The 20,729-nt window shown below is 62.2% G+C and carries 20 protein-coding genes; 7 read left to right on the top strand and 13 right to left on the bottom strand.

Features of this window, described 5'->3' with window-relative positions; translation table 11 throughout:
* Positions 1-5: 5 nt before the first annotated feature.
* Entirely contained in the window at positions 6-3,209 is a 3,204-nt protein-coding gene (locus KF794_09560; GenBank protein ID QYK44039.1) for a multidrug efflux RND transporter permease subunit, read from the top strand.
* 168 nt (positions 3,210-3,377) lie between these two features.
* Here the strand turns inward: KF794_09560 and KF794_09555 are convergent, their stop codons facing one another.
* Positions 3,378-4,589, bottom strand: coding sequence for an NADP-dependent isocitrate dehydrogenase (locus KF794_09555; GenBank protein ID QYK44038.1), 1,212 nt, complete (start codon positions 4,587-4,589; stop codon positions 3,378-3,380).
* 143 nt (positions 4,590-4,732) lie between these two features.
* On the opposite strand from KF794_09555, the gene KF794_09550 reads away from it, so the two are divergent.
* From KF794_09550 to rpsD, 3 genes are all read left to right on the top strand, one after another.
* Positions 4,733-5,938, top strand: a complete 1,206-nt coding sequence (locus KF794_09550; protein QYK44037.1) for a TrmJ/YjtD family RNA methyltransferase — start codon at positions 4,733-4,735, stop codon at positions 5,936-5,938.
* 132 nt (positions 5,939-6,070) lie between these two features.
* Positions 6,071-6,883, top strand: a complete 813-nt coding sequence (locus tag KF794_09545; protein QYK44036.1) for a glutamate racemase — start codon at positions 6,071-6,073, stop codon at positions 6,881-6,883.
* 159 nt (positions 6,884-7,042) lie between these two features.
* Positions 7,043-7,660 carry a 30S ribosomal protein S4 gene (gene rpsD, locus KF794_09540; GenBank protein QYK44035.1) on the top strand — a complete coding sequence of 206 codons (618 nt, stop codon included), beginning with the start codon at positions 7,043-7,045 and terminating at the stop codon, positions 7,658-7,660.
* Between the two features lie 148 nt (positions 7,661-7,808).
* Here the strand turns inward: rpsD and grxD are convergent, their stop codons facing one another.
* The 8 genes from grxD to KF794_09500 form a co-directional block, all read right to left on the bottom strand.
* On the bottom strand, positions 7,809-8,141 hold the full coding sequence (gene grxD / locus KF794_09535) for a Grx4 family monothiol glutaredoxin (protein ID QYK44034.1): 333 nt from the start codon (positions 8,139-8,141) through the stop codon (positions 7,809-7,811).
* A 31-nt stretch (positions 8,142-8,172) separates the two neighbouring features.
* Complete coding sequence (locus tag KF794_09530) at positions 8,173-8,406, bottom strand: BolA family transcriptional regulator (protein QYK44033.1); 234 nt, start codon at positions 8,404-8,406, stop codon at positions 8,173-8,175.
* Between the two features lie 20 nt (positions 8,407-8,426).
* A complete protein-coding gene (gene purL / locus KF794_09525; GenBank protein ID QYK46660.1) occupies positions 8,427-10,631 on the bottom strand; it encodes a phosphoribosylformylglycinamidine synthase subunit PurL in 2,205 nt (734 codons plus the stop codon).
* A gap of 2 nt (positions 10,632-10,633) precedes the next feature.
* On the bottom strand, positions 10,634-11,332 hold the full coding sequence (purQ, locus tag KF794_09520) for a phosphoribosylformylglycinamidine synthase subunit PurQ (protein ID QYK44032.1): 699 nt from the start codon (positions 11,330-11,332) through the stop codon (positions 10,634-10,636).
* Entirely contained in the window at positions 11,329-11,805 is a 477-nt protein-coding gene (locus KF794_09515) for a GIY-YIG nuclease family protein (GenBank protein QYK44031.1), read from the bottom strand. Before KF794_09515 ends, purQ begins: the two co-directional genes overlap by 4 nt.
* A complete protein-coding gene (gene purS / locus KF794_09510; GenBank protein ID QYK44030.1) occupies positions 11,805-12,044 on the bottom strand; it encodes a phosphoribosylformylglycinamidine synthase subunit PurS in 240 nt (79 codons plus the stop codon). Before purS ends, KF794_09515 begins: the two co-directional genes overlap by 1 nt.
* A 102-nt stretch (positions 12,045-12,146) precedes the next feature.
* Positions 12,147-12,653 carry a hypothetical protein gene (locus tag KF794_09505; protein QYK44029.1) on the bottom strand — a complete coding sequence of 169 codons (507 nt, stop codon included), beginning with the start codon at positions 12,651-12,653 and terminating at the stop codon, positions 12,147-12,149.
* A 67-nt stretch (positions 12,654-12,720) separates the two neighbouring features.
* Positions 12,721-13,515, bottom strand: a complete 795-nt coding sequence (locus tag KF794_09500; GenBank protein ID QYK44028.1) for a phosphoribosylaminoimidazolesuccinocarboxamide synthase — start codon at positions 13,513-13,515, stop codon at positions 12,721-12,723.
* A 254-nt stretch (positions 13,516-13,769) separates the two neighbouring features.
* On the opposite strand from KF794_09500, the gene KF794_09495 reads away from it, so the two are divergent.
* Positions 13,770-14,096 (top strand): DUF1476 domain-containing protein, encoded by a 327-nt coding sequence (locus KF794_09495; protein QYK44027.1) that lies wholly within the window; start codon positions 13,770-13,772, stop codon positions 14,094-14,096.
* 159 nt (positions 14,097-14,255) lie between these two features.
* Positions 14,256-15,278, top strand: a complete 1,023-nt coding sequence (locus tag KF794_09490; protein QYK44026.1) for a hypothetical protein — start codon at positions 14,256-14,258, stop codon at positions 15,276-15,278.
* Positions 15,279-15,344: 66 nt separating this feature from the next.
* On the opposite strand, the gene KF794_09485 is transcribed toward KF794_09490, so the two are convergent.
* From KF794_09485 to KF794_09475, 3 genes are read right to left on the bottom strand one after another with little or no spacing between them, the layout of a single operon-like run.
* Positions 15,345-16,649 (bottom strand): adenylosuccinate lyase, encoded by a 1,305-nt coding sequence (locus KF794_09485; GenBank protein ID QYK44025.1) that lies wholly within the window; start codon positions 16,647-16,649, stop codon positions 15,345-15,347.
* A 7-nt stretch (positions 16,650-16,656) separates the two neighbouring features.
* The gene (locus KF794_09480; GenBank protein ID QYK44024.1) at positions 16,657-17,334 is read right to left on the bottom strand and encodes a ribulose-phosphate 3-epimerase; all 678 of its coding nucleotides are present in this window, start codon (positions 17,332-17,334) and stop codon (positions 16,657-16,659) included.
* Positions 17,335-17,363: 29 nt separating this feature from the next.
* On the bottom strand, positions 17,364-18,323 hold the full coding sequence (locus tag KF794_09475) for a hypothetical protein (protein QYK44023.1): 960 nt from the start codon (positions 18,321-18,323) through the stop codon (positions 17,364-17,366).
* A 133-nt stretch (positions 18,324-18,456) separates the two neighbouring features.
* On the opposite strand from KF794_09475, the gene KF794_09470 reads away from it, so the two are divergent.
* Positions 18,457-19,710 (top strand): FAD-binding oxidoreductase, encoded by a 1,254-nt coding sequence (locus KF794_09470; protein QYK44022.1) that lies wholly within the window; start codon positions 18,457-18,459, stop codon positions 19,708-19,710.
* Here the strand turns inward: KF794_09470 and KF794_09465 are convergent.
* Positions 19,707-20,690: a P1 family peptidase gene (locus KF794_09465; GenBank protein QYK44021.1), complete on the bottom strand. Its 984-nt coding sequence runs from the start codon at positions 20,688-20,690 to the stop codon at positions 19,707-19,709. The two genes, KF794_09470 and KF794_09465, sit on opposite strands and share 4 nt — an antisense overlap.
* Between the last annotated feature and the right edge of the window lie 39 nt (positions 20,691-20,729).

Raw genomic sequence — 20,729 nt, 5'->3', positions numbered from 1 at the left:
TATCCATGCCGAGCTTCTTCATCGACCGGCCCATCTTTGCGTGGGTCGTGGCCCTCCTCGTTTGTCTGGGAGGTATGCTCAGCATTCCGCGTCTGCCGGTCGCGCAATACCCGATCATCGCGCCGCCCTCGATCTCGATCAGCACCAGCTATCCGGGCGCGTCGCCGGAAAATATCTACAACAGCGTCACCCGGATTATTGAAGAGGAACTGAACGGCGCCGCCGGCATCCTCAATTTCGAATCCACCAGCGACTCGCTGGGGCAGGTGGAAATCATCGCGAACTTCGTGCCCGGCACGAATACGGAAAGCGCATCCGTCGAGGTCCAGAACCGCATCAAGCGCGTGGAAGCGCGGTTGCCGCGGGCGGTCATGCAGCAGGGCATCCTGATCGAAGAAGCCTCCAGCGCGGTGCTCCAGATCATCACGCTACGCACGACAGACGACAGCCTGGACGAAATCGCGCTCGGCGACTTCATGGTGCGCAATATCGTCGGCGAGTTACGGCGTATTCCCGGCGTGGGCCGGGTAAACCTCTACTCCACCGAGCGCGCACTGCGCATCTGGATCGACCCCGCGAAACTGATCGGCTTTAATCTCACTGCGGACGACGTAACGCGCGCGATCAACGCGCAGAATGCACAGGTAGCATCGGGTGCCATCGGCGCTGAGCCGAGCAACAAGGGTCAACAGATTGCCGCGCTGGTGCTGGTAAAGGGCCAGCTACAATCGCCGGAAGAATTCGGCGCCATCGTGCTGCGCGCGAATACCGACGGTTCCACCGTGAGGTTGCGCGATGTGGCGCGGATCGAAGTCGGCGGGCTGAGTTACCAGTTCAACACGCGGCAGGACGGCAAGCAGACCGCGGGTCTTTCCGTGCTGCTTTCGCCGACCGGCAACGCGCTTGCCACTGCCAATGCGGTGAAAGCGAAGATGGCGGAGCTTTCCAACTTTTTTCCGCCCAACATCAAGTACGACATCCCCTACGACATCACCCCCACAGTCGAGGCTTCGATCCGCAAGGTGCTGATGACGCTGGCGGAAGCAGTGGTGCTGGTGTTCCTGATCATGCTGCTGTTCCTCCAGAACATTCGCTACACGATCATCCCGACCATCGTGGTGCCGGTGGCGTTGCTCGGCACCTGCATGGTGCTGACCCTGTTCGGCCTTTCCATCAACATGCTGACGTTGTTCAGCATGGTGCTGGCAATCGGCATCCTCGTCGACGACGCCATCGTGGTGGTCGAGAACGTCGAGCGCATCATGGCGGAGGAGGGATTGCCGCCCAAGGAAGCCACCCGCAAGGCGATGGGTCAGATCACTGGTGCGATCATAGGCATTACGCTGGTGCTGGTCTCGGTCTTTATTCCGATGGCGTTCTTCCCCGGTTCGGTGGGGATCATCTACCAGCAGTTCTCGATCACGATGGTCGCGGCAATCGCTTTCTCCGCGCTGATGGCGCTTTCGCTCACGCCGGCGCTCTGCGCCACGCTGCTGAAGCCGGTGAAGGCAGGCCACCATCATGAGAAGAAGGGCCTGTTCGGCTGGTTCAACAAGCGCATGGACACCGCGCGCGACCGATACAAGGGCGTCGTACAGTGGTCGTTGCCGCGCGTGGGCCGGCTCATGCTGATTTACGCCGCGCTGCTGGTTGGCGTGGCGTGGGGACTGACACGACTGCCGGGCGGCTTTCTCCCGGTTGACGATCAGGGCTTCATCACGGTGGACGTGCAGACGCCGCCGGAAGCCTCCTATAACCGCACGCTCAACGCGGTGAAGGAGGTGGAAGACTATCTCTTGAAGCGCGACGGCATCGACAAGATCACTTTCCTCACCGGCTTCAGCTTTCTCGGGCAGGGCATGAACACCGCGCAGGCGTTCATTACCCTCAAGCACTGGTCGGAGCGAGGATCGAACGATTCCGCGCAGAAGATCGTGGCGGAGGTCAACGAAAAGCTCGGCCGCACGATCCGCGACGCCAAGATTTCGGCGCTGGAGCCGCCGCCCATCGACAACCTCGGCAACTCCTCCGGTTTCAGCTTCCGGCTGCAGGATCGCGGCCAGAAGGGATACACCGAGCTGATGCGGGCCAAGGACCAGTTGCTTGCGCTCGCGGAACGCAGTCCGGTTCTTCAGGACGTTTACGTTGAGGGATTGTCGCCCGCGCCACAGGTCGAACTGAACATCGACCGCGAGAAGGCGGCGGCGTTTGGCGTCACCTTCGACGAGATCAACAACGCGATCTCAACCTATCTCGGTTCCGCCTACATCAACGACTTCCCAAACCGCGGGCGCATGCAGCGCGTGATCGTGCAGGGCGACGGCGGTTCGCGGATGCAGGCGGACCAGATATTGTCCTACAGCGTTCGCAACAGCCGCAGCCAGCTTGTGCCGTTCTCCTCCTTCGCGACCGTGAACTGGTCGGTTGGTCCGGCACAGATCGTGGGCTTCAATTATTACCCCTCGGTGCGTATTTCCGGCTCGGCAAGGCCGGGCTTCACCTCCGGCGATGCCATCGCGGAAATGGAGCGCTTAATGCGGCAGCTTCCGCGCGGTTTCGGCTACGAATGGACCGGACAGTCGCTACAGGAGAAGCTTTCCGGTTCGCAGGCGCCATTACTGCTCGCGCTTTCCGCATTGCTGGTCTTCCTTGTGCTTGCGGCGCTCTATGAAAGCTGGACGATTCCGCTCGCGGTGCTGCTGACCGTGCCGCTGGGACTGCTCGGCGCGGTGCTGGCGGCGACATTACGCGGGTTGCCGAACGACGTCTATTTCACGGTCGGACTGATTACGATCATCGGTCTCGCGGCGAAAGACGGCATCCTCATCATCGAGTTTGCGAAGTCCCTGCGCGAGCAGGGCAAGTCTCTGAAGGACGCGACGCTGGAAGCCTGCGAGTTGCGCTTCCGCCCGATCCTGATGACGGGTCTCGCGTTCTGTGCCGGCGTCGCGCCGATGGTGATTGCATCGGGGGCGAGCGCGAAGAGCCAGCAGGCGCTCGGCACAGTCGTGATGGGCGGGATGCTTTCGGTGGTCATCCTCGCGCTCTTGATGGTGCCGGTGTTCTTCGTGGTGGTGATGCGGACGTTTTCGGCAGAAGGACTGGGCAGCCTCAAGGTTGCGAGCGTGCCGGGGCGGGTAAAGGCTGCTGCTGCGGGCCTGCGGAAGCGGACCTCGGCACGGTTGAAACTCAAGCGCTCGAAGTCATAGACCTGCGGTTATGAAGTCCAATGAAACCGGGCTTTTTCGCTTCAAGTTAAAGTAGAGATTCAAGCACCTCAGGACATGAATCCGATTCAGCAAAACGGCCCGGAACGAGTCGTTCCGGGCCGTTTTCGTTGAAGTTCTGATTCAGATTCAGGTCAGGCCATATTCTTCTTAAGCCATGGCCTTCTTCAGGTTCTCGTCGATCTTGTCGAGGAAGCCGCCGGTGGACAGCCACTTTTGGTCGGAGCCGACGAGGAGGGCGAGGTCCTTGGTCATGAAGCCGCTCTCGACGGTGTCGATGCAGACCTTCTCCAGCGTCGCCGCGAACTTCGCGAGTTCGGCGTTGCCGTCGAGCTTGGCGCGATGCGACAGGCCGCGGGTCCATGCAAAGATCGAGGCGATGGAGTTGGTCGAGGTCTCCTTGCCCTTCTGATGCTCGCGGTAGTGGCGCGTGACGGTGCCGTGGGCGGCTTCCGCTTCCATGGTCTTGCCGTCCGGCGTCAGCAGCACGGAGGTCATAAGACCGAGCGAGCCGAAGCCCTGCGCGACGGTGTCGGACTGCACGTCGCCGTCGTAGTTCTTGCACGCCCAGACATAGCCGCCGGACCACTTCAGCGCGGACGCCACCATGTCGTCGATCAGGCGGTGTTCGTAGACGATCTTCTTCTTCTCGAACTCGGCCTTGAACTCGTTGTCGAACACTTCCTGAAAGATGTCCTTGAAGCGGCCGTCATAGGCTTTCAGAATCGTGTTCTTTGTCGAGAGATAGACCGGGTAGTTGCGTGCAAGCCCGTAGTTCATCGAGGCGCGCGCGAATTCGCGGATCGAGTCGTCGAGGTTGTACATCGCCATCGCGACGCCGCTGCCGGGGAAGTCGAACACCTTGTGTTCGATCTTCTTGCCGTCATCGCCCACGAAGCTGATGGTCAGCGTGCCCTTGCCCGGCACCTTGAAGTCGGTGGCGCGGTACTGGTCGCCGTAGGCATGGCGGCCGACGATGATCGGCTGGGTCCAGCCCGGCACGAGGCGCGGCACGTTCTTGCAGATGATCGGTTCGCGGAAGATCACGCCGCCGAGGATGTTGCGGATGGTGCCGTTCGGCGACTTCCACATCTGCTTGAGATTGAATTCCTTTACGCGCGCTTCGTCGGGCGTAATCGTCGCGCATTTCACGGCGACGCCGACTTCTTTGGTCTTGTTCGCGGCGTCGATGGTGATCTGGTCGTTGGTTTCGTCGCGTTTCTCGACGCCGAGATCGTAGTAGAGCAGGTCGATGTCGAGGTAAGGGTGGATCAGCTTGTCCTTGATGAGCTGCCAGATGATCCGTGTCATCTCGTCGCCGTCCATTTCGACGACCGGATTCTTGACCTTGATCTTCGCCATAGCGTGAAGGCTCCCCCGAAGCGCGATATGCAGGAAAAAGGCGGGTAGAAGTGGCCCGCCGGTCAGGGGTCGCTATAGCATCGGCTCCCGGTCGGCGGAAGCCGACCTTGGTCGCGAAATCGGCGGTAATTACAGGCTTTTCAATGCCCGGAGCGGGAACAGACCGGACCAAGGAATGGATCGCAGGAAGCGGTCCGGTAATCGTTCTGGTCGAGCCGCAACTCGCCGAGAACATCGGCGCGGTCGCGCGCGCCATGGGCAATTTCGGGCTGTCCGAACTGCGTCTCGTGAAGCCGCGCGATGGCTGGCCGAATCCCGGAGCGCATCGCACGGCCTCAGGCGCGGACCGCATTCTAGAGGAAGCCAAACTTTACGACGTGCTGGATCAGGCGATTGCGGACTGCACGCTGGTAATCGCCGCGACTGCGCGGCAACACGACCAGATCAAGGATGTGGTCGGGCCGGAACAGGCGGCGCGCGATCTCCTGCCGCATGTGCGGGCAGGCAACAATGCTGCGCTTGTTTTCGGCCGGGAGCGCAACGGTCTCGAAGTCCATGAAGTGGGACTTGCCGACAAGATCCTCACCATGCCGGTAAACCCGGCCTTCGCCTCGCTCAACCTCGCGCAGGCGGTGATCATTTGCGCCTACGAGTTCTACAAGCTGGCTTCGGAGAACGCGCTGCCGTTCGTGGCGCCGGACTTTTCCCCGCCTGCCTCGAAAGCGAAGTTCGAAGCGTTCTTCGCAACGGTGGTGAACGAGCTGGAGCGGCACGAATTTTTCCGCCCGCCCGAAAAGCGCGAAAACATGATCGTGAATTTGCGCAATATCTTCCTGCGGCTGCGGCCCACCGATCAGGACATGCAGACGTTGCACGGCGTGATCCGCACGCTGGCGCAAGGCTCGAAGGGGCCAGCCACCGGCGGCATTCTACGCGGTGGGGAGGCGGAACTGCTCCGCGAACTCCTGAACCGGCAGGGCGGTGAAGTTTCGAGCGGAACCGCGCCGGGCAAGGGGCTGGCGCGTCTGCTCCGGCGTAACCCGACCGAACTGGAGCGTAATCTCTGGAAGGCGCTTACCAACGACCGCCGCTTCGCGGGACAATTCAAGCGCAACGTCCCCATCGGCCCGCATGTCACGGATTTCCTCGCGCAGTCCCTGCGCCTCATCCTCGCGATTGTGCCCGAGGAAGAAGACCCGGCACAGAAAGCGATGCGGGACGCGAAACACGCATGGCTGCGCGCGCGCAACTACCGGATCGTTGAGATAAATTCGAGCGAGCGGGAACTGGAGGCTCTGCTCGCACGAATTGAGCAGGCGATGGAAGTAACTTCTCCTAGCAGAGGCTGAATCCGCAACCGTGAGATTCGACGATCGCGTTAAACCGCAAAAGAACACCGCGAGAACCGAAGTTGAACAAAGCGCAGCGTGTTTACGATACCCGATGAACAAAAGCGTATTGCGCGATAAACTCAGGTTCCGATGCAGGATTCGTTAGCCACTTCCGTCAACCCGTCCGTGCTCGTGTTCGACTCCGGGCTTGGAGGGCTGACCGTGCTGCGCGAGATTTCAGCCGCGCGGCGCGACCTGAACCTCGTCTATGCGCTGGATGACGAGGGCTTCCCCTATGGGCCGCGCAGCGACGAGGATGTAATCGCGCGCGTCGATGCGGTGATGGATGGCCTGATCGAGTGCTACCGGCCCGATCTAGTCGTGATTGCGTGCAATACCGCGTCCACGCTGGTTCTTCCGCCGCTGCGGGCGAAACATAAAATGCCGTTCGTCGGCACCGTTCCGGCGGTCAAGCCGGCCTGCGCGCAGTCGAAGACCAAGCGCATTTCGGTGCTGGCCACTCCGGGCACCGTTAAGCGCGACTACACGCGCGCGCTGATCGAGGAATTTGCCGCCGACTGCAAAGTCGATCTGGTCGGAAGTCCGCAGCTCGCGCCGCTCGCGGAAACAGCGTTGCGCGGGCATGCGGTCGCCGACGAGGCGATCTGGAAGGAAATCGCCCCGGCATTCGTCGATGACGGATCGAGGACCGACACGGTCGTGCTGGCCTGCACGCATTATCCGTTGCTGCTGGAGCGTTTCGTCCGCCTCGCGCCGTGGCCGGTGGAGTGGGTCGATCCGGCGCCCGCCATCGCGCGGAGGGTCGCGAGTCTCTTGCCTGCTCCCGGCAATCCCGTCGCGGCGTTGGTGCGGGCGCATTTCACCAGCGGCAAACCGCCGGGCCTTTCTCTTGCTAAGTTGTTGAAATCATTTGGTATCGAGGCGGCGGGCGAGGCTGTTTGACAGGTCTCGCCTGACCCTTTATCCCCACGCACTTCCCGCACCCGTGGCGGCCTTCCTCAACGAAACCGGCACTGCCGGTTCCGGCGCTCGGAAGTTCGCCTGTCGGCTGGCTCGCAAGGGTCCGCAAAGGAGGGCGCAATCCAACGATGAGGATTAGCGATGTCGAAGCGTCACTCGGCCAAGCACAAACTTGACCGCCGCCTGGGCGAAAATATCTGGGGCCGCCCGAAAAGCCCCGTCAACCGCCGCGAATATGGTCCGGGCCAGCATGGCCAGCGCCGCAAGGGCCGCCCGTCCGACTTCGGCGTGCAGCTGCGCGCGAAGCAGAAGCTCAAGGGCTACTACGGCAACATTTCCGAGAAGCAGTTCCTCGGCATTTACAAAGAGTCGGTCCGCCGCCGCGGCGACACCAGCGCGCTCCTGATCGGCCTGCTCGAGAGCCGTCTCGACGCGATCATCTACCGCGCGAAGTTCGTGCCGACTGTTTTCGCCGCCCGCCAGTTTATCAACCACGGCCACGTGCAGGTGAACGGCAAGAAGGCGACGATCCCGAGCATGCGCCTTGAGCCGGGCGACGTGGTTTCGATCAAGGAAAAGTCGAAGCAGTTGCCGCTGGTGCTGGAAGCGACCCAGCTCGCCGAGCGCGACGTGCCGGACTACATCGAAGCCGACCACACCAAGATGACCGCCAAACTGACCCGCGTGCCGGTGCTTACCGAAGTGCCGTACCCGGTGCAGATGGAGCCGCATCTGGTCGTCGAATTCTACTCGCGCTAAACCGCGGGCGATCAACAAAAGAAAAAGCCGCCCGCTTCGGGCGGCTTTTTTTGTTGGTCTTATCCTGAGGAGCGCGAGCGCGTCACGCAGGATGGGCCTTATGGTTCGAGACGCATCGCTTCGCGATGCTCCTCGCCAAGAGGGTTGCCTACGCCTTCGCGGCGGCCTTCACGCCTTTTTCCGCGAGCATCTTCTGCAATTCGCCGGCCTGGAACATCTCGCGCACGATATCCGCGCCGCCGACGAACTCGCCTTTGACGTAGAGCTGCGGGATGGTCGGCCAGCTCGCGTAGTCCTTGATGCCCTGACGCAGTTCGGCGCTGTCGAGCACGTTGATGCCCTTGTAGGGCGCGCCGACGTAATCGAGAATCTGGACGACCTGACCGGAGAAGCCGCATTGCGGGAACTGCGGCGTGCCTTTCATGAACAGCACGACGTCGTTCGAGGTCACTTCGTTCTTGATGAAATCCTGAATGCTCATGTTTGATTCTCTTGGCCGTTGTTCGCCGTGTCTAGTCCGGTGCCGCTGTTTGTAGCGCGAGGGCATGGAGCACGCCACCCATCTGCCCCTTCAGTGCCGCATAGACCATCTGATGCTGCTGCACGCGGCTCTTGCCACGGAAGCTATCGGAGATGACCGTGGCGGCATAATGGTTGTTGTCGCCCGCCAGATCCTTGATCTCGACACGGGCGTCGGGAAGCGCCTCCTTGATCAGGCGTTCGATTTCGGCGGCTTCCATCGGCATTTCGCGTCTCCTTCGGTGTCCTAGCCTGCCATGTAGTCCGGCAACCAAGACTCATGCCGTTTTCGCAACTCTGCCACCACAATCGGGCGCTCGCCGGAAAGGGTCAATTCCGCGCCGCCGGTCGTCCCAATACGGGTGGCCGTTACGCCTGCTTTCGCGGCAGCCGCTTCGATTTCAGCCACCGCGGCGGCGGGGGCCGTCACGACATATCGGGCCTGATCCTCGCCGAACCAATAGGCATGCGGCGAAATGGTTTTGGATGCGAAGGCGTCCAGCGACGCACCCATGACACCCGCCATCGCCATTTCCGCGACCGCGACGAGGAGGCCGCCATCGGAGCAATCGTGGACGGCCGTGACCCGGCCCGCGCCGATCAGCGCACGGACGAGGTCACCAGTCTTCTTCTCCTTGGCGAGGTCTACCGGCGGTGGCGCGCCTTCTTCCCTGCCATGCAAGGTGTAGAGGTACGACGACTGGCCAAGCCAGCCGCTCGTGTCACCGAGCAGCAGGATCGCTTCGCCTTCGTTCTTGAAGGCAATTGAAGCCGACTTCGTGAAATCGTCGAGCAGGCCGACCGCGCCGATGGTAGGGGTCGGCAGGATCGCGCGGCCATGGGTCTCGTTGTAGAGCGAGACGTTGCCGGACACGACCGGGAATTCCAGCGCGAGGCAGGCTTCCTTGATGCCGCGGATGCAGCCGACGAACTGGCCCATGATGTCGGGTTTCTCCGGATTGCCGAAGTTCAGGTTGTCGGTGATCGCGAGCGGCTTACCGCCGACGGCGGTGATGTTGCGCCAACATTCGGCGACCGCCTGCTTGCCGCCTTCGAAGGGATCGGCCTGGCAGTAGCGCGGCGTGACGTCGGTGCAGATCGCGAGCGCCTTCGGGCCGTCGAGCACGCGCACGACGGCAGCGTCGCCGCCGGGGCGCTGCACGGTGTTGTTCAGAATGAGGTGGTCGTACTGCTCCCAGACCCAGCGCTTGGAGCAAAGGTCGGGCGAGGCGACGAGCGCTTCCAGCGCATCCGCAAGCGAAGCGGGAGCCGGCACGCTCGCGGCATCGAGGACGGGCAGCTTCGGCGTTTCGGTGAACGGGCGATTGTATTCGGGGGCCTGATCGCCAAGCTCCTTGATCGGCAGGTTCGCCATTTCATCGCCGTTCACGCGCACGCGGAAGCGCAGATCGTCGGTGGTGTGGCCGACGATGGCGAAGTCGAGGCCCCATTTCCGGAAGATGCTTTCGGCCTCGGCTTCCTTGCCGGGCTTGAGCACCATCAGCATGCGCTCCTGAGACTCGGACAGCATCATCTCATAGGCGGTCATCGCTTCTTCGCGCACCGGCACTTTTTCGAGATCGAGTTCGATGCCGAGGTCACCCTTCGCGCCCATCTCGACCGCTGAGCAGGTGAGGCCCGCCGCACCCATGTCCTGAATGGCGACGACGCAGCCCTTGGCCATGATTTCCAGGCAGGCCTCCAGCAGAAGTTTTTCGGCGAACGGATCGCCGACCTGCACGGTTGGGCGCTTTTCTTCCGCGCCTTCGCCGAATTCGGCGGAAGCCATGGTTGCGCCGTGGATGCCGTCGCGGCCGGTCTTCGAGCCGAGATAGACGACGGGCAAGCCGACGCCGGTGGCCTTCGCGTAGAAGATTCCATCCGCTTTCGCGATGCCTACCGCCATCGCGTTGACGAGGATGTTGCCGTCGTAGCGCTCGTGGAAGCCGACCGAGCCGCCGACGGTCGGAACGCCGAACGAATTGCCATAGCCGCCGATGCCTGCAACGACGCCGGAAACGAGGTGGCGCGTGCGCGGATGATCCGGCGAGCCGAAGCGCAACGCATTCAGGCACGCGATCGGCCGCGCGCCCATGGTGAATACGTCGCGCAGGATGCCGCCAACGCCCGTTCCTGCGCCCTGATACGGCTCGATGAAGGACGGATGGTTGTGGCTTTCCATCTTGAAGACGCAGACGAGGCCGTCGCCGATGTCGATGACGCCCGCGTTCTCGCCCGGTCCCTGAATCACAATCTTGCCGGTGACCGGGAGCGTCTTCAGGTGAACCTTGGAAGACTTGTACGAGCAGTGCTCGTTCCACATCGCCGAGAAGATACCGAGTTCGGTGATCGTCGGTTCGCGGCCGATGAGTTTCAGAATCCGATCGTACTCGTCCGGCTTCAGTCCATGTTCCGCGACGAGTTCGGGCGTGATCTTGACGATGTTGGAAATATTCACGCCGCCTCCAGGACGGTCTTGATGCTTTCGAACAGGCCGCGGCCGTCGGTCGGGCCGATGGCGGGATCGACGTGATTTTCCGGATGCGGCATCAGGCCGAGCACGTTCAGCTTCTCCGAGAGAATCCCCGCGATGGCGTTGGTCGCGCCGTTGTAATTCCACGCCGCGTCGAGCTTGCCTTCGGGCGAGGTGTAGCGGAACAGCACGCGGCCATCGCCTTCGAGGCGCTTGATGGTCTCGACGTCCGCCGTGTAGTTGCCTTCGCCGTGCGCGACCGGGATTTTCAGCACGTCGCCCGCGTTATAGCGGCGCGTGTAAGGCGTGTCGGAACGCTCGACGCGCAGATAGACTTCCTTGCACATGAAGCGAAGTTGCGCGTTCCGTTGCAACACGCCGGGCAGCAACTGCGCCTCGCAGAGGATCTGAAATCCGTTGCAGATGCCGAGTACGAGGCCGCCGCGCGCGGCGTGCTCGCCGACCGCCTTCATGATCGGCGCGCGCGCAGCGATGGCGCCGCAGCGCAAATAGTCGCCGTAGGAAAAGCCGCCGGGCAAAACGACGAGATCGGTTTTCGCGGGGAGGGTAGTGTCGGCGTGCCAGACGATGGACGCTTCCTTGCCGGAGATGCGCTTGATCGCGCTGGCGACATCGCCTTCGCGATTGGAGCCGGGGAAAAGAACGACGGCGGCGTTCAAAGCGTCTTCTCCAACTCCATATTAAAATCGTTCAGCTTAGTTTTGAGTAGCATTCCTGCATAAGCTTCAAGAATAATTCGAACAGGGGCGGAATTTACCTCAATAAAGCGCGCTTTCATTCGTCTCACTTTATGAGCCGCTCTTCGATATGCGATCAGATAGTTAGCGTCCTTGAAGAATTCCTGACGACTTTTCGGATAGCGCCCACCGACTTTAACAATCTTAGCTTCGAGGAAAGCAAGCTTCACGGTCAGCGCAGAAGCAACCCTTCGATCTTCAATGTGTTGGTGAAACCGCCTTTTGAGGTTCGTTGCAATACCTGCATACAGCGCCGACTTACCATCATAGACAACATAAACGCCGCCGGTTTTGGGAAATCTGGAGAGGTCATCTAACGGCTTAAGCTTAGCCCGTGTAAGCTCTGTAAGATGCTTTTCGACCGACTTAGCTATTGCTTGCAGGTTACGTCTCACTAAAGCACCTCGACGCGGTAGTTCTCGACCACGGTGTTGGCGAGTAGCTTGTCGGCGGCAGCCTTGAGCGCCGCTTCGGCCTTGGCGCGGTCGCCGTCTTTCAGTTCGATCTCGAACACCTTGCCCTGCCGGACGCTTTCGACGCCGTCGATGCCGAGCGAGCGGAGCGCGCCTTCGATGGCCTTGCCCTGCGGGTCGAGCACGCCGTTCTTGAGGGTGACGGTAACGCGGGCTTTCATCGGGAGACTCCGTATCAGCCTTTCGGATAGGCGGGCGAAGGCCGTCTTTCAATCGGCAAGCTGTCGCAAGAGCGGGTAATCCACCACGCCGTCGAGAGCACTCTATTTAGGCGGTTTCGGGGTCCATGTAAGTGTCCCGGCGAGCGCCTCCAGCTTCGGTCCGAACTCGGTCCAGCGCCGCTCAGCGAAGGCACAAGTCAGGGTCAGCAGCACGGCACCGCGCTTCGTCATTAGGATGGTTCCTTCGACCGTATGACCGGGCGAGATGCTTCCGAGTAGCGATGCGCGGACCCATGGCACCAAGGCCAGACGAGCGCTTTCCGGCTCGGTGCTTACGGAAAGTCGTAGCTCCGGATTGCGGGTCAGGAACCGTGCGGCGGCGCGCTCGAATTCCTTGCGGGAAAAAGCCGCCAGCGTTCCGTCGGGTGCGGTGTCCGGTTCTGCGGTCTTCTCGGCACTTAGCGTGCAGAACTGCCGCCGGATGGAGGAGGGGATGCCTTCGCAGGCGGCAAACAGACATTCCAGATCGGCCGTGCCGTCCCGGTTCGCGTGCAATGTCCAGTCGCGGGTCGGACCGAGGGTGAAACGGCCATCGGGGTCGCGCAGCAAGGTCTGCGCGCCCGCATGTTGAGTCAGTAAGAACAGGAAGCCGGCGAGTAGCCAGACGCTCCGGCGTTCACTGCACCAGAACAGGTCCGCGCCCCTGCGGCGGCTCGCCCTCGGACATGATGCCAAGCCGGCGCGCCACTTCCGTGTAGGCTTCGATCAGGCCGCCCATGTCGCGGCGGAAGCGATCCTTGTCCAGTTTGTCGGCGGTCTTGATGTCCCACAGGCGGCACGAATCCGGGCTGATCTCGTCAGCCACGACCACGCGCACCATGTCGTTTTCCCAGAGGCGGCCGCATTCCATCTTGAAGTCGATCAGGCGGATGCCGACGCCAAGGAACAGGCCGGTGAGGAAATCGTTCACGCGGATCGCAAGCGCGATGATGTCGTCGATCTCCTGCGTGGTGGCCCAGCCGAACGCGGTGATGTGCTCTTCCGAGACCATCGGGTCGTTCAGCTTGTCGTTCTTGTAATAGAATTCGATGATCGAGCGCGGAAGCTGCGTGCCTTCCTCAAGGCCTAGGCGGGTGGCCAGCGAGCCGGCCGCGACGTTGCGGATCACCACCTCGATCGGGATGATCTCGACTTCGCGGATAAGCTGCTCGCGCATGTTCAGGCGTTTCACGAAATGCGTGGGCACGCCGATGTCGTTCAACCGCTGGAAGATATATTCCGAGATGCGGTTGTTCAGCACGCCTTTGCCGTCGACGACCTCGTGCTTCTTGGCGTTGAACGCGGTGGCGTCGTCCTTGAAATGCTGAATCAGCGTTCCTGGCTCTGGGCCTTCGTAAAGGACCTTGGCCTTGCCTTCGTAGATGCGGCGGCGGCGGCTCATGGGAATGTACCGTGGTTCTAGAAAATCCATTCGAACCGGAACTCCGGGCGTAAGCAACTGGCGAAATCGTCTGGAAACCGGGCTGTTTTCGGCTTTTCAACAGGCGAATCCAGCCTGCCGCAGCGCGAAAATCGACCTTATCCGACCGGTTTCGCCAATACAAACCGATGCGGGTTTTTGCCGCGAAACCGCGGGCGTACAGCGTGGGGAACTACGGTTGAAATAGGCATTTCCAGCCTATATGCAACCGGGCGATCAACCGTATTGCGACAAAGGGCGCCCTGATGAGCAGCTTCGACAAACGTGAGGAAGCCTTCGAGAAGAAATATGCGCTCGACGAGGAGATGAAGTTCAAGGCGACCGCGCGCCGCAACCGCAAGCTGGGCGACTGGGTCGCCGGGCTGCTCGGCCTCTCCGGCGACGAGGCGGTGGCGTACGCGAAATCCGTGGTCGCTGCCGACTTCGAGGAAGCGGGCGACGCCGACGTGATCCGCAAGGTGCGCGCCGATCTCGACGCGAAGGGCAAACGCGACGTGACCGATCAGCAGATCGCAGCCAAGCTCGACGAACTGATGCACGCGGCGATCGCGGACGTGAAGGCCGGGAAATAGCCACGTCTCTGAATACACATTCAGCTTCAATCGTAGCGGACGGCTTTTGCCGCCCGTTTTCTTACCAAGGTTTCACTTGCACGCGCGGAACCGCGCCCTATTTCCGTTGTTCTATTCAATGGCGCTACTTGTGCGCAGTTGTTGAAAAGGACGACGCCCGTGCTTGCCAGAAATTCTTTCTTCGCCGCCGCAGTGCTGCTCTCCTCCGCGGGCGTAGTTTCGGCTGCGCCACTCGCCATTCCCGCCGATGTCAATCTGCGCTGGGGTCCGGGTCTCGAATATCCGGTGCAAGTGGTCGTGCCTGAAGGAACGGTCGTCGAAGTAGAGCGCTGCGACGAACTCTGGTGCGAAGTGAAGTGGGAAGATTTCGCGGGCTTCATGAACCGCGAAGTGATCGGGCTTGGCGAAGGCAACGCTTACCCGCCGCAGGTCTTCACGCAGGCGCCGCCCGCCTACGTGCAGGGCTTCGATGATTACTACTACGACGACGACACCAACTACCTTTACGGGCCGGGCTTCGGCTTCCTCTACTATGGCGGTTTCCACGGACGCCATAACTCGCATCTCGCGATTCACGCGCGTGCGCAGTCGAAGCTGCGCCACCATAGCCGCGACGTGTCGCGCGCATCGTTCCACGATCCGGCGACCTCGCAGCGCGCAGGCCATAACCGCGCGCTTTCGCAGGCGTTCTTCCATCAGCGCGCGACTTCGCAATCCCTGCGCCGCGGTAATAACCAGCGGCAATTGCTGCGGCAGAACATTCAGCAGCAGCAGCGGGTGATCGGCCAGCAGAAGGGCTTCATTCGCCAGCAGCGGCAGTTGCTGAAGCAGCAGAAGACGATCATCAACAACCAGCAGAACCTGCCCAAGCAGAACGTGCAGCCGCGCATCCAGCAGAAGCAGGTTCCGCAGATCCAGCAGAAGCAATACCAGCCGCGTATTCAGCAGAAGCAGTTCCAGCAGAACCCGCAGGTTCAGCCGCGCCGCTTCCAGCAGCAGAATGTGCAGCCACGGCGCTTCCAGCAGCAGAACGTGCAGCCACGTAATTTCCAGCAGAACCGGCCGCAGATTCTGAACAGGCCGCAGATTCAGAACAGGCCGCAAATGCAGAACCGCCCGCAGATGCAGAACCGGCCGCAAATCCAGCGGCAGGCGCCTCCGCAGCGGCAGAAGAGCAACTAAAGCGGATTGATGAAATGAGAAGGGCGGCTTTCGAGCCGCCCTTCTTCTTTTCTATGGTTCGCGGGCTTACTTGCCGAACACGCGCGCGAAGATCGTGTCCACGTTCGACAGGTGATGGCCGAGGTCGAAGCAAGCGTCGATCTCGGCGGCGGTCAGCAGCTTCGCGACATCCGCGTCGGCTTTCAGCGATTGCTGGAAATCCGCGCCTGCGTCCCAGGTCTTCATCGCGTTGCGCTGTACGAGGCGATAGGCGTCCTCGCGCGCCATGCCCTTGCGGGCGAGTGCAAGCAGTACGCGCTCCGAATGAACAAGGCCGCCGAACAGTTCGAGGTTGCGCTTCATGTTCTCCGGGTAGACCACAAGCTGCTCGATCAGTACGGCGAGGCGGTTCAGTGCGAAATCGAGGGTGATCGTCGCGTCCGGGCCGATCATGCGCTCGACCGAGGAGTGCGAAATATCGCGCTCGTGCCAGAGCGCGACGTTCTCCATCGCAGGCATGGCGTAGGCGCGCACCATGCGGGCGAGGCCGGTGAGGTTTTCGGAGAGCACCGGATTGCGCTTATGCGGCATCGCCGACGAGCCTTTCTGGCCCGGCGAGAAGTATTCTTCCGCTTCTTTCACTTCGGTACGCTGCAAGTGGCGGACTTCGACCGCGAGCCGTTCCATCGAGGATGCGATGACGGCGAGTGTCGCGAAGAACATCGCGTGGCGGTCGCGCGGGATGACCTGCGTCGAAACCGGCTCGACCTTCAGCCCCATCTTCTCCGCGACATAGGCTTCGACCTGCGGGCTGATGTTCGCGAAGGTGCCGACCGCGCCGGAGAGTGCTGCGGTGGAGATTTCTTCCTTCGCGCGCAGGAGGCGTTCCTTGCCGCGCGAGAACTCGGCATAGGCTTCCGCCATCTTGAGGCCGAAGGTGGTCGGCTCGGCGTGGATGCCGTGCGAGCGGCCAACGGTCACGGTGTTCTTGTGCTCGAAGGCGCGCTTCTTCAGCGCCGCCAGCACCTTGTCGAGATCGGCAAGCAGCAGATCGGCGGAGCGGGAAAGCTGCACGTTCAGGCAGGTGTCGAGCACGTCCGAGGAAGTCAGGCCGAGATGCACGAAGCGCGCTTCCGGTCCCACGATCTCCGCGAGATGCGTAAGAAACGCGATGACGTCGTGCTTCACCTCGCGTTCGATCGCGTCGATGCGCGCGATGTCGAATTTCGCGTCCTTGCCCTTCGCCCAGATCGTCTTCGCGGCTTCCTTCGGGATGACGCCAAGCTCCGCCATCTTGTCGGCGGCGTGCGCCTCGATTTCGAACCAGATCTTGAAGCGGCTCTCGGACGACCAGATTTGCACCGCTTCGGGGCGGCTGTAGCGCGGGATCATTTTGCTCTCATGCGGCGGCGCGCGGCTGTGCTGCGCGGATCGCCTCGATGTTCTTTTTGTATTGTTCGGGGCCGCCCTTGTAGACGGCGGAGCCTGCGACCAGCACGTTGGCGCCGGCTTGCGCCGCGAACGGCGCGGTCTCGGCGGTGATGCCGCCGTCGACTTCGAGGTCGATGGGACGGTCGCCGATCATCTTGCGCAGTTTCGCGATCTTCGCGGTGACGGCGGAGATGTAGCTCTGGCCGCCGAAGCCGGGGTTCACGCTCATCGCAAGGATGAGATCAACCTTGTCGAGCACATATTCGATTGCGCTTTCCGGCGTCGAAGGATTGAGGGCGACGCCCGCCTTCTTGCCGAGATCGCGTATCACTGAGAGCGAGCGCTCCAGATGCGGGCCTGCTTCCGGATGAATGGTGATGATGTCGGCGCCGGCTTCCGCGAAAGCCGCGAGATAGGGGTCCGCGGGCGCGATCATCAGGTGCACGTCGAGGATTTTCTTCGTGTGCGGGCGGATCGCCTTCACGATGGCCGGGCCGAGCGAGATATTCGGGACGAAGTGGCCGTCCATTACATCGACGTGAATCCAGTCGGCGCCGGCGGCATCCGCGGCGCGTACTTCCTCGCCGAGCTTCGCGAAGTCGGCGGCAAGAATGGACGGCGCAATCAACAAGGGACGAGTCGGCATGGCGGCTCCAGGCGGAGGCCGTAACATGCCTATTTGCCGTGGGGCAACCGTCGCTCCAGCAGACGGTGAACAACCGGGGCCGCAAGCGCCGGGAGCAGATAGATCGGGAACTGGGCCACCGCGAAGTAAATCCAGGTCAGCTCCGGCAGTCCGCTGCCTGCCGCTGCGACCATCACGCCCATGTTCCGGTGCGCGCTCGAAAAACCCAGCGCCAGCGATTTCTTCAACCCCTCGCGCCCGAACAAAAGCGTGGTCAACACATACATGCCGATGGCGATGGCAAAGGCGATGAGCGTCAGCGCGCCTACCAGCAGCGGTTCACGGACCGCGCGTCCGGTAACGCCGTCCATGGCGGCGACGCCGAACAGGAACAACAGCAACGCGTTGATGCCGTCCACCGAGCCTTTCGCCGCGGCGATTTTCTCGTTGCCGAACCACCAGCGCAGCAGGCTGGCGACAGCGAAGGCCCCGCCGAGAAACGCGAACAGCCGCAGGGCGAGCTGTGCGACATCGAGCGTCAGTGCATCTCCGGCAAAATGGGAGACGATAAGCGGCGCGAGCAGGGGCGTAAGCGCCATGCATACGATCAGCACTGCCAGTGTCAGCGCCGTATCGAGGCGGAGCATCGCCGCGAAGGCAGCCGAAGACATGATGGGCGGAGCCGCGAGATACATCATGAGGCCAAGTGCGACGCCGGGGCCGAGACGCTCGATGCCGAGGTGCGGGAGCGCGAAGCCAAAGGCGAGCGGCGTCACGACCATTATGCCGAGGCAGGCAAGCCCTACGAGGAGCGGCGACCTGAAATGGGCACGCAATTCGGCGGGATCGACGCGCAGGAACGCGAAGACGAGCAGCAGGAAGATTGCGACAGGCAGGAGCGGTTTCAGTATCGCCGCGAGCGGTGGAATCGCGAGGCCCACCAGTACGCTTGCGGCTGCGATCCGGGTGCCTTGCCGGCCGAGCCATTCGATGCCGGGTTTCAGGTCCATGTTCCGGACCGCAGGCTTCGGGCGTAAAGAACACTCATTCCGTCTGCAGCTTAGCGTTCCTTGCCGCGAAATGCCTGTGAATTGCCCAGAAACCCGGCTGGATAGGCTCGGATTGTTTTAATAGAAATAACAAATGATGCAAAAGAAAAATGTAATCGTTCTTGGGGCCGGGATCGTAGGTATCTCCGCCGCGCTGCATCTCCAGAAGCGCGGCGTCTCGACCGTACTGGTGGACCGGCAGGGGCCGGGCGAGGGCACGTCCTACGGCAATGCCGGGATCATCGAGGGCAATACGCTTTTCCCGTATCCGTTTCCGCGCAGCGTGCGGGCGCTGGCGCGCGTCGCGCTGAAGCTCGCGACGGAAGCAAATTATCACGCCGGTTTCCTGCCGCGCATCGCGCGCTGGCTGTGGAATGTGCGCCAGGCAACGACACCGGAGGGACTGGAAACCGCTGCGCGCACCATGCGTCCGCTGTTCGGGCGCGCGCTGGCCGAACACGAGGCGCTGGTCGAAGCGGCGGGTGCGCAGCGCTACCTGCGCCATACCGGCTGGCTTCGCGTTTACAGGAGCGACAATGCGCTCGAAAAACTGGCGGCAGAATTGAAGCTCGCCGACGAATTTGGAATTCCCTACGAGAGACTTTCGGTCGAGCAGTCGCTCGCGCTGGAGCCGTCGCTTTCGCCGGTGTTCAAGCACGGCGTGATGTGGCCGAACGCGGCGAGCTATTCCAATCCGCTCGGCGTCTCGCGCGCGTTCAACGCGCATTACCTTGCGCTCGGCGGCGAGAATGCGAAGGGCGATGCGAAAACCTTGAAGCGTGCGAACGGCGGCTGGTCGGTGACGACCGAAGACGGCGAGGTTCATGCCGAGGAAGCGGTGGTCGCGCTCGGTCCGTGGTCGCCGGATATTTTGCAGCCACTCGGCATCGACCTGCCGCTCGCGGTGAAGCGCGGCTATCACTGGCACTTTGCGGCAAAGGGGAACGCTTCGCTCACGCGCCCGGTGCTGGACGCGGAAGTCGGATTCATTCTCGGACCGATGGAGCAGGGCATCCGCCTCACCACCGGCGCGGAGTTCGCGCACCGCGACGCGCCGCCGACACCGGTGCAGATCGACCGCCTCATGCCGTACGCGAAAAGTTTGTTCCCGCTCGGCGATCCGGTGGAGCCAAAGCCGTGGCTCGGCGCGCGTCCGTGCTTCTGGGATTCGCGGCCCGTGATCGGCCGCGCGCCCGGACAAAAAGGTTTGTGGCTCGACTACGGTCATGGCCATTCGGGGCTGACGCTCGGCCCCGTGTCGGGGCGTCTGCTCGCGGAAATGATGACCGGCGCGACGCCGGTGGTCGATCCGGCGCCGTTCGCGGCGGAACGCTTCCTGAAAAACTAACGGCCGTATTTATCTTTCCACGACGGCGGCGAGCCGGGGAAAGAAAGCGCGCCCGCTTCATAAACACCGCGCGCAACCGCGCGTGCGAGACATTGCGCGGCGATCGCGCCGATGCGGGCCAGCGCATGCACGGGATCGTTGAGTGCTTTCTTTCCGGTCGCGGCGGCAAACACCACGTCGCCGTCGAGCGGCGTGAAGACCGGATGAATCGACATTGCGAAACCAGCGCCTGCCATCACCGCGAGGCGTTTGGCTTGCGCCTTCGTCAGCACTGCGTCGGTCGCGACCAGTGCAATGGTCGTGTTCTGACGAAGGTCTCCCTTCAGTGCGGTTCCAATTTTGGTTTGTTGTTTCGGAAATCCGTGCCCGCCGAACTCGCCGTTCCGCTCGAATGCTGCTGCGAAAAAATGCGGACCGTCGCCGATGGTGACGCGCCCCGCGGCATTGACCGCCGCAACCGCGCCGACGGTGAAACCATCGGGCGTCGTATCGGAAGCCGAACCGATTCCACCTTTGAGGTTTTGCGTCTTCGCGCCGTAGCCAGCGCCGACAGTGCCAAGCTTGAAATCGTGCGAGGCATTCGCCGCCGCCGCGTAACCAAGATCGCGATAGGGCGGGAAGCGGCCCCAGTTTTTGTCGCCGCCGGAATGCAGATCGAACAGGATTGCGCCCGGCACGATCGGGATGAGGGCAGTGCCGACGGCGAAACCGCGGCCTTGTTCGGCAAGCCATGCCTGCACGCCGGCGCCCGCATCGAGGCCGAATGCGGAGCCGCCTGAGAGTGCGAAGCCGTCGATCCGGTCGACGGTCGCGACCGGATCGAGCAGGTCGAGTTCGCGCGTGCCGGGACCGCCGCCGCGCATATCGACGCTTGCGACCGCCGGTTCGTCGAACACGATGGCGGTTACGCCGGTCGCGATCTTCGCGTCATCGGCGTTGCCGACGCGAACGCCCGCGACATCCGTAATCAGGTTCTTCATGCGCGCGACTGAACCCGATTGCGCGCGGTGCCGCAACCC

The sequence above is a fragment of the Xanthobacteraceae bacterium genome, assembly GCA_019454205.1.
Classification (GTDB): Bacteria; Pseudomonadota; Alphaproteobacteria; order Rhizobiales; family Xanthobacteraceae.
This window is presented reverse-complemented; position numbering and strand designations above follow the sequence as displayed.

What these genes read in the sequence shown, in the direction of transcription:
- KF794_09560 (QYK44039.1), top strand. Translation starts at nt 6, where the DNA reads ATGCCGAGCTTCTTCATCGACCGGCCCATCTTTGCGTGGGTCGTGGCC.
- KF794_09555 (QYK44038.1), bottom strand. Translation starts at nt 4,589, where the DNA reads ATGGCGAAGATCAAGGTCAAGAATCCGGTCGTCGAAATGGACGGCGAC.
- KF794_09550 (QYK44037.1), top strand. Translation starts at nt 4,733, where the DNA reads ATGCCCGGAGCGGGAACAGACCGGACCAAGGAATGGATCGCAGGAAGC.
- KF794_09545 (QYK44036.1), top strand. Translation starts at nt 6,071, where the DNA reads ATGCAGGATTCGTTAGCCACTTCCGTCAACCCGTCCGTGCTCGTGTTC.
- rpsD (QYK44035.1), top strand. Translation starts at nt 7,043, where the DNA reads ATGTCGAAGCGTCACTCGGCCAAGCACAAACTTGACCGCCGCCTGGGC.
- grxD (QYK44034.1), bottom strand. Translation starts at nt 8,141, where the DNA reads ATGAGCATTCAGGATTTCATCAAGAACGAAGTGACCTCGAACGACGTC.
- KF794_09530 (QYK44033.1), bottom strand. Translation starts at nt 8,406, where the DNA reads ATGCCGATGGAAGCCGCCGAAATCGAACGCCTGATCAAGGAGGCGCTT.
- purS (QYK44030.1), bottom strand. Translation starts at nt 12,044, where the DNA reads ATGAAAGCCCGCGTTACCGTCACCCTCAAGAACGGCGTGCTCGACCCG.
- KF794_09500 (QYK44028.1), bottom strand. Translation starts at nt 13,515, where the DNA reads ATGGATTTTCTAGAACCACGGTACATTCCCATGAGCCGCCGCCGCCGC.
- KF794_09495 (QYK44027.1), top strand. Translation starts at nt 13,770, where the DNA reads ATGAGCAGCTTCGACAAACGTGAGGAAGCCTTCGAGAAGAAATATGCG.
- KF794_09485 (QYK44025.1), bottom strand. Translation starts at nt 16,649, where the DNA reads ATGATCCCGCGCTACAGCCGCCCCGAAGCGGTGCAAATCTGGTCGTCC.
- KF794_09480 (QYK44024.1), bottom strand. Translation starts at nt 17,334, where the DNA reads ATGCCGACTCGTCCCTTGTTGATTGCGCCGTCCATTCTTGCCGCCGAC.
- KF794_09475 (QYK44023.1), bottom strand. Translation starts at nt 18,323, where the DNA reads ATGGACCTGAAACCCGGCATCGAATGGCTCGGCCGGCAAGGCACCCGG.
- KF794_09470 (QYK44022.1), top strand. Translation starts at nt 18,457, where the DNA reads ATGATGCAAAAGAAAAATGTAATCGTTCTTGGGGCCGGGATCGTAGGT.
- KF794_09465 (QYK44021.1), bottom strand. Translation starts at nt 20,690, where the DNA reads ATGAAGAACCTGATTACGGATGTCGCGGGCGTTCGCGTCGGCAACGCC.